Genomic DNA, 12,421 nt, shown 5'->3' with positions numbered 1-12,421 from the left:
CGCTCAGGTCGGGCGAGGGCCGCTGAGCGCCGCCGCCCGGGCGGCCGTGTGCTCCTCGGCGGTGATCAGACCACGACGGCGCAGCTCGTCCAGCTCCGCCAGCCGCTGCTCCAGGCCCTGGATCGGCGACGCCAGGGGACCCTGGGCGATGCGGGCGGTGAGCTGCGCGTGCGCCGCCACCGGATCGAGCCCGGCGGCCCGCAGGACCCTCCGGCTGCGCACGGCGCTCGTCACGATGAAGGCGACCACGCCGAGGAAGAAGACCGCGAACACGCCGAGCGCGGCCAGCATGAAGCCGGGGAGCTCAGGAAAGCCAGCCGAAGGACCTCGCCGCTCCCCACCGCTCGAACGCTCGCGCGGGCCCCTGCGACGAGGCCGAGCTCACGCTCCGCCGGCGGAGCCGCCGCGGCGGCGCAAGTACCGCTCGAACTCCCGGGCGATCGTGTCGCCGTTGGCCTGGGAGAGGTCGACCTCGGTGGCCCGCTCCTCCAGGGAGCGCACGTACTCGACGACCTCCTCGTCCTCGTTGGCCATCTCGTCGACGGTCTTGACCCACTCGTCGGCCTGGGTCGGGAGGGCGCCCAGCGGCACGGTGGTCTCCAGGACCTCCTCGAGCCGCTGCAGCAGGGCGACCGTGGCCCGCGGCGACGGCGGCTGCGAGACGTAGTGCGGCACCGCGGCCCAGAAGCTGATCGCGGGCAGCCCGGCCTGGACGCACGCGTCCTGGAAGACGCCGAGGATGCCGGTCGGCCCCTCGTACCGCGACGTCTCCAGCCCGTAGGCCCGCGCCGACTCGGTGTCGTAGGCCGAGCCGGTCACCGGAGTGGGCCGGGTGTGCGGCGTGTCGGCCAGCAGCGCCCCGAGCGCGACGACGATGCCGGCGTCGAGCTCGTGCAGGATCTCGAGGAGCTCCTCGCAGAAGCCGCGCCAGCGCATGTTCGGCTCGATGCCGCGGATGAGGACGACGTCGCGGTCCAGCCCCTCCGGGCGGGCCACCGAGATGCGGGTGGTCGGCCACTCGATGCGGCGGCTGACCCCGCCCACCAGCGAGACGGTGGGGCGGTTGACCTGGAAGTCGTAGTAGTCCTCGGGGTCCAGGGCGGCGAGCGGCTTGGCGTCCCAGATCAGCTCCAGGTGCTCGATGGCGCCCGTCGCGGCGTCACCGGCGTCGTTCCAGCCCTCGAAGGCGACGACGACCACCGGGTCGGTGAGCTGCGGCAGGTCATCAGCACTGGACATCGGGTCGGTCACCCCTGTCAGCCTACGTCGATCCGTCGCCGCCCCCGGCCGGCCGGTGCGCCATACCCCCCGGGCACCGGGGCTGCTGGGCTCGCGGGCGCCGGGATGAGACCATGGTCGCGACATCGGGGACGCCCAGGCCTGGGCCAGCCCGCCGGGGTGACGGAGCGCCCACACCCGGGACGCAGCCCGCACGCCCATCGAGATTGCCCTTGGGGATCTGCCGTGTCCGATTCTTCCGCCCTCCGGCCCGACGCCACCGAGGCGCTCACCGCCGCGCTGCAGCAGCGCATCCTGGTCCTCGACGGCGCCATGGGGACGGCGATCCAGCGGAACCGCCCCGACGAGGCCGGTTACCGCGGCGAGCGGTTCGCCGGCTGGCCGAGCGAGGTCCAGGGCAACAACGACCTGCTGAGCCTCACCCAGCCGGCGATCATCGCCGGCATCCACCGCGAGTACCTCGACGCCGGCGCCGACCTCATCGAGACCAACACCTTCAACGCGACGTCGATCTCGCTGTCCGACTACGGCATGGAGGAGCTGGCCTACGAGCTGAACGTGGCCTCGGCCCGCCTGGCCCGCGCCGAGGCGGACGCTGCCACGGCCCGGACGCCGGACAAGCCGCGCTACGTCGTCGGGGCGATCGGCCCCACCAGCCGGACGGCGTCGATCTCCCCGGACGTCAACGACCCCGGCGCCCGCAACGTCACCTACGACCAGCTGGTGGCCGCCTACCTGGAGCAGGCCAACGGGCTGGTCGACGGCGGCTCGGACGCACTGCTGGTCGAGACGATCTTCGACACCCTCAACGCCAAGGCGGCGATCTTCGCCCTGGAGACATTGTTCGAGGAGCGTGGCCGCCGCTGGCCGGTCCTCATCTCCGGCACGATCACCGACGCCTCCGGACGCACGCTGTCCGGGCAGGTGACCGAAGCCTTCTGGCACTCCGTGCGGCACGTGCACCCGCTGCTGGTGGGGCTCAACTGCGCGCTCGGGGCCAAGGAGATGCGCCCCTACATCGCCGAGATCTCGCGCGTCGCCGACACGTTCGTCTCCTGCTATCCCAACGCCGGACTGCCCAACGCCTTCGGTGAGTACGACGAGGCGCCGGAGGAGACGGCCGCCATCCTCGCCGAGTTCGCCGAGAGCGGCTTCGTCAACCTGGTGGGCGGCTGCTGCGGCACCACGCCGGCGCACATCGCGGCGATCGCGCGGGCCGTCGAGGGCCGGGCTCCCCGCACCCCGGTGGAGGTCAGGCCGGCGCTGCGGCTGTCGGGGCTCGAGCCGCTGACGGTCACCGAGGAGTCGCTGTTCGTCAACGTCGGCGAGCGCACCAACATCACCGGCTCGGCGCGCTTCCGGAACCTGATCAAGGCCGGGGACTACGCGACCGCCCTCACCGTGGCGCGGCAGCAGGTGGAGGCCGGCGCGCAGGTCATCGACGTCAACATGGACGAGGGGATGATCGACGGCGTCGAGGCGATGGACCGCTTCACCAAGCTGATCGCCGCCGAGCCCGACATCTCCCGCGTGCCCGTGATGGTCGACTCCTCCAAGTGGGAGGTCATGGAGGCCGGCCTCAAGAACATCCAGGGCAAGGCGATCGTCAACTCCATCTCCCTCAAGGAGGGCGAGGAGAAGTTCGTCCACCACGCGCGGCTGTGCCGCAAGTACGGCGCCGCGATCGTCGTCATGGCCTTCGACGAGGACGGCCAGGGCGACACCTTCGAGCGCCGCACCCAGATCAGCCGCCGGGCCTACGACATCCTCGTCGAGCAGGTCGGCTTCCCCGCCGAGGACATCATCTTCGACCCGAACATCTTCGCCGTCGCGACGGGCATCGAGGAGCACGCCAACTACGGGCTGGACTTCATCGAGGCGACCCGCTGGATCAAGGAGAACCTGCCTGGCGCGCTGGTGTCCGGCGGTGTCTCGAACGTCTCGTTCTCCTTCCGCGGCAACAACCCCGTCCGCGAGGCGATCCACTCCGTCTTCCTGTACCACGCCATCGCCGCAGGCCTGGACATGGCGATCGTCAACGCCGGCCAGCTCGAGGTCTACAGCGAGGTGCCGGAGCTGCTGCGCGAGCGGATCGAGGACGTGATCCTCAACCGCCGCCCGGACAGCACCGAGCGGCTGCTCGAGATCGCCGGGGACTACGCCGGTGACGGCTCGGTCAAGGAGGTCGCCACCGAGGAGTGGCGCTCGCTGCCCGTGGGCGAGCGGATCACCCACGCGCTGGTGAAGGGCATCGACGCGCACGTCGAGGACGACACCGAGGAGCTGCGCCAGGAGATCGCCGACCGTGGCGGGCGGCCCATCGAGGTCATCGAGGGCCCGCTGATGGACGGCATGAACGTCGTCGGCGACCTGTTCGGCGCCGGCAAGATGTTCCTGCCGCAGGTGGTGAAGTCCGCACGGGTCATGAAGAAGGCCGTCGCGTACCTGATCCCGTTCATCGAGGCGGAGAAGCAGCCCGGCGACGCCGAGCGCAGCAACGGCAAGGTCCTCATGGCGACGGCCAAGGGCGACGTCCACGACATCGGCAAGAACATCGTCGGCGTCGTCCTGCAGTGCAACAACTACGACGTCGTGGACCTCGGCGTCATGGTGCCGCCGCAGAAGATCCTGGACGCCGCCAAGGAGGAGGGCGCCGACATCATCGGCCTCTCCGGGCTGATCACCCCGTCGCTGGACGAGATGGTCACCCTCGCCTCGGAGATGGAGCGGCAGGGCTTCGAGATCCCGCTCCTCATCGGCGGGGCGACGACGTCGCGCGCGCACACCGCCGTCAAGATCGACAAGAAGTACCACGGTCCCGTCATCTGGGTGAAGGACGCGTCCCGGTCGGTGCCGGTGGTCGCCGCGCTGCTGTCCGACGAGCAGCGCCCGACGCTGCTGGCCGAGACCGACCGCGACTACGACACCCTGCGCGAGCGGCACGCGGCGCGCCAGGACACCCGCAAGCTGCTGCCGATCGCGGCCGCCCGGGCCGCCGCGACCCCGATCGACTGGACCGGCTACACGCCGCCGCGGCCGCGGATGCTGCTGCAGCAGGCCAAGGACGTGTGCGACGGTCCGGCCTGCGCCCTCGGGGAGGCCACCCAGTTCGTGCGGCACTTCCACGACTACCCGCTCGCGGAGCTGCGCGACTACATCGACTGGCAGCCGTTCTTCAGCGCGTGGGAGATGCGCGGACGGTTCCCCGACATCCTGCACAACCCCACGACCGGCGAGGCCGCGCGCCGGCTGTACGAGGACGCGCAGCAGATGCTGGACCGGATCGTCGAGGAGAAGTGGCTCCGGGCCAGCGGCGTCTTCGGCCTCTTCCCGGCCAACCAGGTGGGCAGCGACGACATCGAGGTCTACACCGACGAGTCGCGCGCGGAGGTCCGCACCACGCTGCACCAGCTGCGGCAGCAGACGGAGGGCCGTGACGGTTCACCGCGCAAGTCGCTGGCGGACTTCGTGGCCCCGAAGGGGACCGGGCTGGCCGATTACGTCGGCGCGTTCGCCGTCACCGCGGGGCTGGGGTCGGCCGAGCGCGTGAAGGCGTTCAAGAAGGAGCTCGACGACTACAGCGCGATCATGCTGGAGGCGCTGGCCGACCGGCTGGCCGAGGCGTTCGCCGAGCGGCTGCACGAGCGGGTGCGCAAGGAGTTCTGGGGCTACGCACCGGACGAGACACGCGACAACCAGGAGCTCATCGCCGAGAAGTACCAGGGCATCCGCCCGGCTCCCGGCTACCCCGCGTGCCCGGAGCACACCGAGAAGCGGACCATCTGGGACCTGCTCGACGTCGAGGCCACCGCCGGCATCGAGCTGACCGAGAACCTGGCGATGTGGCCGGGTGCCGCGGTCAGCGGCTTCTACTTCTCACACCCGGAGTCGCGGTACTTCGTGCTCGGCCGGGTCGGTCGCGACCAGGTCGAGGACTACGCCCGCCGCAAGGGCTGGACGGTCGACGAGGCGGAGAAGTGGCTGTCGCCGAACCTGGGCTACCGCACCGAGAACGAATAGAAGGGCCCTCGTGCCCCCCACGGCTCGCTCCGCTCGCCGTGGGTCCCTGCACGAGGGCCGTTCCAGTGCGTCACCGGGGACCGGCTCAGGCGGTGGCGGTCTCGGTGTGCAGGGCGGCGGCGCCGCGGCCGTCGACCTTGCCCTGGTGGAGCGTCAGGTCGGCGCGCCGCATGAGCCGCGCGGCGGTGTCGCCGGCCCGGCGCTCGGTGACACCGACCGACACGCTCACGTCGGGGACGAGGCCGCAGAGGCGGCGCGCCAGGGCCAGTGCCTCGGGACCGGAGACCCCGGGCATCAGCACGGCTCACTCGTCCCCGCCGTGCCGCGCCGGCAGGGCTCCCGCAGGCAGCGCCTGCCGCCAGCTGTCGGCGACCCGTCGCAGCAGCCGGTCGCCGGCCTCGTGCCCGTCGGTGTCGTTGATCTGCTTGAAGTGGTCGAGGTCCAGCAGGGCGGCCGACAGCGTCGTCCCGTTCCTCGTGCGCTCGTCGAGTGCCTCGTCGAACCCGCGCCGGTTCGCCAGGCCCGTGAGCGCGTCCGATCCGGCGTCGGAGGCGCGCAGGACCAGGGTGCGGGTGACCGAGGCGAGGGTGACGACGACGACGGCCAGCGCGACCGCGTGGATCGCCGGCGCATCGCCGAGGAGGAGCAGCGCCGCCGAGGTGCCCGCGACCGTGGTGGCCATGTGGGCGACCGACGTCGGTGGCCGCGTCGGGGCTGGCAGCACGACGAGGCTGATCAGCGACGAGCCCACGGTGACCAGGCCGCCCAGGACGACGCGCGGCAGGCGGACGCCCCAGCGGAACAGGGCGGTGCCCACCGTGAGGGCCAGCACACCGGCTCCGGCGACGGACCAGCGGCGACCGACCTCATCGGTCCCACGGGCTGCGGCCAGGACGGCGGCGGAGCCACCCGCGACGAAGTACGGGGCCAGCGTGTGCGCCATCGCCCGCGGGGAGGCGACGTCCCGCGTGGGGCTGAGCCGCCGGCGCCAGCTGGACCCCTGAGCTGCGCCTTGTCGAGGTACCTCCCTCCGAGAGGGAGTCCGACGACGCCGGCCGGCCGCCTGTCCCGACCGGCCCGCCGGGGGTTCCGCCCGCCCGTCCGGCACCGGCTGGGAGACTCGGGCCCAGGCCATGCGCCGAAGACCGACCCGGCCTCTTGCGATCCGCGCCCGGGAAACCAGTAGCCGAGGAAGACTGCTCTCCCATGCCGCGCACCCTTGCCGCCGTCCTGTTCGACATGGACGGCACCCTCGTCCAGACCGAGGAGTACTGGGGCGAGGCGATGTTCGAGCTCGCGGACTCCCTCGGCGGCGTCATGTCGCCCGAGGCGCGCGCGGCGACGGTCGGGACGTCCATGCGCCGCTCCATGGAGGTGCTCTACGCCGATCTGGACGTCGAGCGCACCGAGGAGCAGCTGCTGGCCGACGCCCGCTGGGTCGAGGACCGGGCCGGTGAGCTGATGTCCACCGGCATCCCGTGGCGGCCGGGCGCCCGCGAGCTGCTGGAGTCGGTGCGCGACGCGGGGCTGAGCACCGCCCTGGTGACGACGACGCCGCGCCGCCTCGCCGACATCGTGCTGGGCAGCATCACCGCCGATCTGGGGGCCGACCCGTTCGACCTGACCGTCTGCGGCGACGAGGTGCCCGCGCGCAAGCCCGACCCCGCGCCCTACCTGCAGGCGGCCGCCGCGCTCGGCGTGGACGCGGCGTCCTGCGTGGTCGTCGAGGACTCGCTGGTCGGGGTGACCTCCGGGCTGGCGGCGGGGATGGCGGTCCTCGGTGTGCCCGCGCTGCAGCCGGTGCCGCCCGCGCCCGGGCTCACGCTGGTCGACACACTGCTCGGTACGGACGCCGAGGCGCTGATCGAGGTGCTGGCCGGTGGCCCGGCGGTGGAGCCCGCCGACCGCTGAACCCGCCGGCGGTAGCCCCTGCCGGCCGCGGGTCCGGCCGGCCGATGAGCCCGCGAGAGCGGGCGCGGCCTCCGGCGGGGGCCGGGGAGGAGCTCGGCAACCCGGTCGGGTGACCGAGGGCGTGATCGGCCGCCGAGCGATCGCCACGTCACTAGCGTCCGGCGCCATGGACGTGGTGCTCGTGATCGTCGGCATCGGTGCCGTGCTGCTCGGCGGCGCAGGCGTATTGGGCAAGATGGATCGCACGAGGTTCTCGCTCTACCAGCGGCACAGCATGCACGACGTCCCGCCCGCGGAGCACCGCCGGCTCCAGCGGCTCGGCGGCGCCTTCCTGGTGATCGTCGGGATCGGGTTCGTGGTCGTGAGCCTGACCCGCTGACCCGCTCGGATGTCAGACGGGCGTGACCGGCAGGGTCGTCCGCCAGCCGGCCGCGGCGGCGGCGTCGGCGGGGAAGGGCGGGGGAGTGCCCCCGAACGCGGGGCAGACCGCCTGGTGGTCGCACCAGCCGCACAGCCGGCTCTTGTTGGGCCGGAACTCCCCGGTGGCGACCGCCCGCTCGATCGCCGACCAGATGGCCAGCAGCGTCCGCTCGAAGCGGAGGAGCTCCTGCTCGTCCGGGGCGTAGGTGAGCGCGTCGCCGTCGCCGAGGTAGATGAGCTTGAGCTGGGCGGCCACCACGCCGCGGGTGCGCCAGAGCACCAGCGCGTAGAACTTCATCTGGAACAGCGCCTTGGACTCGAACGCCTCCCGCGGCATCGAGCCGGTCTTGTAATCAACCACCCGGAGCGCGCCGTTCGGAGCGACGTCGAGCCGGTCGACGTAGCCGCGCAGCAGCAGCCCGTCGGGCAGCGTGACCTCGACCAGCTCCTCGCGCCCCTCGGGCTGGATGCGGCGGGGGTCCTCCAGCGTGAAGTAGCGCTCGACGAGCTTCCCCGCCGAGGCCAGCCACGCCTCCACCGACTCGGGCGCGTTCACGTCGGTCTCGGCACCGGCTTCGTCGGCCGTCTCGAACAGCTCGGCGATCCCCGGCTCCTCGCGCAGCTCGGCCCAGGCCGGCTCCAGCAGCTCCAGCGCACCCTCGGGCGTGCGCCGGGCGGGTGGCAGGTCGTAGAGCCGCTCCAGGACCGAGTGCACCAGCGTGCCGCGCACGGCGGCGAGACTCTTGCGCTCGGGCAGCCGGTCGATGGTACGGAATCGGTACAGCAGCGGACAGGTCTTGAAGTCTGCCGCCCGGCTGGGGGACAGCGACGGGCGACGCGGCGCAGCCGCCTGCTCGACCGGCGGCGCGACCACTGCAGCGGACGCGTCGGCCTGGGGGTCGGTGTGCACCATCGCCGTCATGCACCCGAGGCTAGGTCGCCCCTCCGACACTTCCGAGTGTCCGCGCCGCATCGGCGTTCCGGGTCACACCCGCGCCGTCCGTACGCTGACCGCCCGTGGACACACAGCCCGAGCCCGACATCGAAGTCAGCAGTGCGATCGACGGCCCTTCTGCAGGGGCCCGCCGCGAGCTTGCGAGCGGTGGGGGGCAGGAGGGTCCTTCCGCGGTCGAGGGCGCGTTCGTGGCCGGTGACCGGGTGCAGCTCACCGATCCCAAGGGCCGTCACCACACCGTGGTCCTGACGCCGGGCAAGCAGTTCCACACCCACCGCGGGGCCATCGAGCACGACGACCTCATCGGTGCCCCCGAGGGCTCCGTCGTCCACTCGACGGCGAACACCGGCTACCTGGCGCTGCGCCCGCTGCTGGCCGACTACGTGCTCTCGATGCCGCGCGGCGCGCAGGTCATCTACCCCAAGGACGCCGCCCAGATCGTCGGCTTCGGCGACGTCGGTCCCGGCATGCGGGTGCTCGAGGCAGGCGCCGGCTCGGGTGCCCTCAGCTGCTCGCTGCTCCGGGCCGTCGGCTCGGAAGGCTCGCTCACCAGCTACGAGCGGCGCGAGGACTTCCTCGACGTCGCCCGCGGCAACGTCGGGGCGTTCTTCGGCGAGGTCCCGGACAACTGGAAACTGCGGCTGGGCGACCTGGCCGACCACCCGGCCGAGGAGGTCGTCGACCGCGTCGTCCTGGACATGCTCGAGCCGTGGGCGGTGCTGCCCACGGTCGCCGCGGCGCTGCGTCCCGGCGGGGTGCTGGTCGGCTACGTCGCCACGGTGACCCAGCTGTCGACCTACGTGGAGGCGCTGCGCGCGCAGGGCGTCTGGACTGAGCCCTACGCCTGGGAGTCGCTGCTGCGCCCGTGGCACGCCGTGGGCCTCGCGGTGCGTCCCGAGCACCGGATGGTGGCCCACACGGCGTTCCTGGTGACCGCTCGCCGCCTGGCCGAGGGCGCCGTCGCCCCGATCCGACAGCGACGCGCCCAGAAGCACTGAAGAAGGTCCACCGTTTCCCCTTCCTGGGCTCGGCGGGGGCCCAGGGGGTGGCCGCGGCCGCGCGCACGACACCGCACTAGCACCCCGTACCGGCCTTGGCGAGGCGACGGCGAAGTGTCGGCGCGCGTGTATAGATTTGCGTCCTGGCTCCCCCGACACTGCGGAGGTGCGCGATGGGCCTGGGTCCTGACGAGACGAACGCGCGGCGCGAGCGCGACGTCGCTGCGCTGCTCACTCAGATCTCCTACCTCGAGGAAGAGATCGGTCTGCTCCGCCGCAAGGTGGCCGACAGCCCGCGCCAGGTGCGCGCGCTGGAGGAGCGGATCGGCGAGGCCGAAGGGCGGGCAGCCTTCCTCTCCGAACGCAACGACAAGCTCGCCAGCACGCTGCGGGAGGCCCGCGAGCAGCTGGTGAACCTCAAGGAGGAGGTCGACCGGCTCGGCCAGCCGCCGTCGGGCTACGGCGTCTTCCTGACCCGGTACGACGACGGCACCGTCGACGTGTTCACCGGTGGTCGCAAGCTGCGGGTCTCGGTCTCCCCGAACGTCGAGGTGGCGGAGCTGCGCGTCGGCCAGGAGGTCATGCTCAACGAGGCGATGAACGTCGTCGAGGCGCGGTCCTTCGAGCGCCAGGGCGACGTCGTCATGCTGAAGGAGCTGCTCGAGCCGATCGACGGCGTCACCCGGCGCGCGCTGGTGATCGGGCACACCGACGAGGAGCGCGTGGTCTACCTCGCCGACTCGCTGGCCGACCAGCCGCTGCGCGTCGGCGACTCGCTGCTGCTGGAGAGCCGCTCGGGCTACGTGTACGAGCGGATCCCCAAGAGCGAGGTCGAGGAGCTCGTCCTCGAAGAGGTCCCCGACATCGACTACGAGGACATCGGTGGCCTGTCCCGGCAGATCGAGCAGATCCGTGACGCCGTCGAGCTGCCGTTCCTGCACGCCGATCTGTTCCGCACCTACGAGCTGCGGCCGCCCAAGGGCATCCTGCTGTACGGCCCGCCCGGCTGCGGCAAGACGCTGATCGCCAAGGCGGTCGCGAACTCACTGGCCAAGAAGGTCGCCGCCGCCAAGGGTGATGGAGACACGAGCCAGGGGAAGTCCTACTTCCTCAACATCAAGGGCCCGGAGCTGCTCAACAAGTACGTGGGGGAGACCGAGCGGCACATCCGGCTGGTGTTCCAGCGGGCTCGCGAGAAGGCCAGCGAGGGCACGCCGGTCATCGTGTTCTTCGACGAGATGGACTCGATCTTCCGCACCCGCGGGTCGGGTGTCTCCTCCGACGTCGAGTCGACGATCGTCCCGCAGCTGCTCAGCGAGATCGACGGCGTCGAGGGCCTGGAGAACGTCATCGTCATCGGCGCCTCCAACCGCGAGGACATGATCGACCCGGCGATCCTGCGGCCCGGCCGGCTCGACGTGAAGATCAAGATCGAGCGACCGGACGCCGAGGCGGCGCGCGACATCTTCAGCAAGTACCTGAAGACGTCGCTGCCGATCAACCCTGACGACCTGGCCGAGCACGGCGGCAGCCGCGAGGCCACGATCGCCGGGATGATCCAGCGCACCGTCGAGCGCATGTACACCGAGAGCGAGGAGAACCGCTTCCTCGAGGTCACCTACGCCAACGGTGACAAAGAAGTCCTGTACTTCAAGGACTTCAACTCCGGCGCGATGCTGCAGAACATCGTCGACCGCGGCAAGAAGATGGCCATCAAGGAGCACCTGGAGACCGGGACGTCGGGTCTGCGGGTCGGCCACCTGATGCAGGCCTGCGTGGACGAGTTCAAGGAGAACGAGGACCTGCCCAACACGACCAACCCCGACGACTGGGCGCGGATCTCGGGCAAGAAGGGCGAGCGGATCGTCTACATCCGCACGCTCATCAGCGGCAAGGGCAACGAGTCCGGCCGCGCCATCGACACGGCCACGAACACCGGCCAGTACCTCTAGCGGGCGAGGGTGCCCGGCTCCGCACCCAGGAGCCGGGCGCCTCGTCAGCCCAAGATCCGGTCCAACACCGCGCGCAGGTGCGCGGCACCCGCCTGCTCGTCGGCCAGCCCCGGCACAGTGAGAACGGCGTAGGGGCGATCGACGAGGGGCGGCAGCGGCCCGACGTCGACGTGGGTGACGGCGTAGCCCTGCTCGAGCAGGTGATCGGCCATCGCGTAGTCGGAGCGGGAGTCCCCGACCGTGTGCCAGGTGTGCGGCAGCGGCCCGTCGTCCGCCAGGAGCTCCAGCGCCCGCCGGGCACCGAGGGCCTTGCCCGAGGTGCTCGCCTCGACGTCCGTGGCGATGACCGACGGATCGATCCGCCACGGCGTGCGGCCGTCGCGGTCAGGGAACCGCTCGTCGCCCAGCCGCACGCCGAGGCCGGCGGCGGTGAGCCCCGCGAGCAGCTCCGCGTCGAAGGCCCGCTGCCGCCCCCGGTAGCGGGCCAGCGGCACGTCGCTGCGCGCCTCGACCGTGGCCATGACCTGCTTCGTGTGGTCGACGAACAGCGCGTCGCCATAGCTCCGTGCGAGCTCGGCGAGCAGGGAGTGGCACACGTCCGGCACCCGCAGCGAGAGGTCGGTGCGGGCGTCGTCGACACGGTCGGGACGGGCCGTCGTCCACGCGCCACCCTTCTCGCACACCGCATGCAACCTGGCCGCCTCCGTCAGCCCGGTGGCGACGAGGGGCTCCAGCACGTGCTCACGGGTGAAGGCGACCGAGCGACCGGTGTTGAGGACCACCGGCACGCCGGCGTCGAGGAGGGCCGCCAGGTCGGCCAGCAGCGCCTGCGCCACCGTGCGCGTGGCCGGGCTCACCACCGGCCCGTCGACGTCCAGGAGGAGCCCGAGGGGTGGCTGCATGCGCCCATCCTCCCGGCCCCCGGC

The 12,421-nt window shown here is 71.9% G+C and carries 11 protein-coding genes; 5 read left to right on the top strand and 6 right to left on the bottom strand.

Annotated features, from left to right (window positions below; translation table 11 throughout):
- Window positions 1-3 precede the first annotated feature (3 nt).
- Window positions 4-291 carry an SHOCT domain-containing protein gene (locus C5508_RS03660; RefSeq protein WP_104523601.1) on the bottom strand — a complete coding sequence of 96 codons (288 nt, stop codon included), beginning with the start codon at window positions 289-291 and terminating at the stop codon, window positions 4-6.
- A gap of 90 nt (window positions 292-381) precedes the next feature.
- Window positions 382-1,251: a PAC2 family protein gene (locus C5508_RS03655; protein WP_198597843.1), complete on the bottom strand. Its 870-nt coding sequence runs from the start codon at window positions 1,249-1,251 to the stop codon at window positions 382-384.
- A 213-nt stretch (window positions 1,252-1,464) separates the two neighbouring features.
- On the opposite strand from C5508_RS03655, the gene metH reads away from it, so the two are divergent.
- Window positions 1,465-5,259, top strand: coding sequence for a methionine synthase (gene metH, locus C5508_RS03650; protein WP_104523600.1), 3,795 nt, complete (start codon window positions 1,465-1,467; stop codon window positions 5,257-5,259).
- Window positions 5,260-5,344: 85 nt separating this feature from the next.
- Here metH and C5508_RS03645 read toward each other — a convergent pair whose 3' ends face one another.
- Both C5508_RS03645 and C5508_RS19415 read right to left on the bottom strand, forming a co-directional pair.
- Window positions 5,345-5,560 carry a nucleotidyl cyclase domain-containing protein gene (locus C5508_RS03645; protein WP_104523599.1) on the bottom strand — a complete coding sequence of 72 codons (216 nt, stop codon included), beginning with the start codon at window positions 5,558-5,560 and terminating at the stop codon, window positions 5,345-5,347.
- Window positions 5,561-5,563: 3 nt separating this feature from the next.
- Entirely contained in the window at window positions 5,564-6,202 is a 639-nt protein-coding gene (locus C5508_RS19415; RefSeq protein ID WP_157943969.1) for a GGDEF domain-containing protein, read from the bottom strand.
- 263 nt (window positions 6,203-6,465) lie between these two features.
- On the opposite strand from C5508_RS19415, the gene C5508_RS03635 reads away from it, so the two are divergent.
- Together C5508_RS03635 and C5508_RS03630 are read left to right on the top strand one after the other, a co-directional pair.
- A complete protein-coding gene (locus tag C5508_RS03635; protein ID WP_104523598.1) occupies window positions 6,466-7,170 on the top strand; it encodes an HAD family hydrolase in 705 nt (234 codons plus the stop codon).
- 166 nt (window positions 7,171-7,336) lie between these two features.
- Window positions 7,337-7,549: a hypothetical protein gene (locus tag C5508_RS03630; protein WP_157943968.1), complete on the top strand. Its 213-nt coding sequence runs from the start codon at window positions 7,337-7,339 to the stop codon at window positions 7,547-7,549.
- Between the two features lie 12 nt (window positions 7,550-7,561).
- On the opposite strand, the gene C5508_RS03625 is transcribed toward C5508_RS03630, so the two are convergent.
- The gene (locus tag C5508_RS03625) at window positions 7,562-8,512 is read right to left on the bottom strand and encodes a RecB family exonuclease (RefSeq protein ID WP_104523596.1); all 951 of its coding nucleotides are present in this window, start codon (window positions 8,510-8,512) and stop codon (window positions 7,562-7,564) included.
- A 95-nt stretch (window positions 8,513-8,607) separates the two neighbouring features.
- Here C5508_RS03625 and C5508_RS03620 point away from each other — a divergent pair, with 95 nt between their 5' ends.
- The gene (locus tag C5508_RS03620) at window positions 8,608-9,543 is read left to right on the top strand and encodes a tRNA (adenine-N1)-methyltransferase (RefSeq protein ID WP_269801750.1); all 936 of its coding nucleotides are present in this window, start codon (window positions 8,608-8,610) and stop codon (window positions 9,541-9,543) included.
- Between the two features lie 173 nt (window positions 9,544-9,716).
- Window positions 9,717-11,495 carry a proteasome ATPase gene (gene arc / locus C5508_RS03615; protein ID WP_104523594.1) on the top strand — a complete coding sequence of 593 codons (1,779 nt, stop codon included), beginning with the start codon at window positions 9,717-9,719 and terminating at the stop codon, window positions 11,493-11,495.
- A gap of 44 nt (window positions 11,496-11,539) precedes the next feature.
- Here arc and C5508_RS03610 read toward each other — a convergent pair whose 3' ends face one another.
- Window positions 11,540-12,397 carry a Cof-type HAD-IIB family hydrolase gene (locus tag C5508_RS03610; protein ID WP_104523593.1) on the bottom strand — a complete coding sequence of 286 codons (858 nt, stop codon included), beginning with the start codon at window positions 12,395-12,397 and terminating at the stop codon, window positions 11,540-11,542.
- Window positions 12,398-12,421: the final 24 nt, after the last annotated feature.

Origin of the sequence: Blastococcus atacamensis, from assembly GCF_002938425.1 — a bacterium.
In the GTDB taxonomy this organism is placed as follows: domain Bacteria; phylum Actinomycetota; class Actinomycetes; order Mycobacteriales; family Geodermatophilaceae; genus Blastococcus; species Blastococcus atacamensis.
This window is presented reverse-complemented; position numbering and strand designations above follow the sequence as displayed.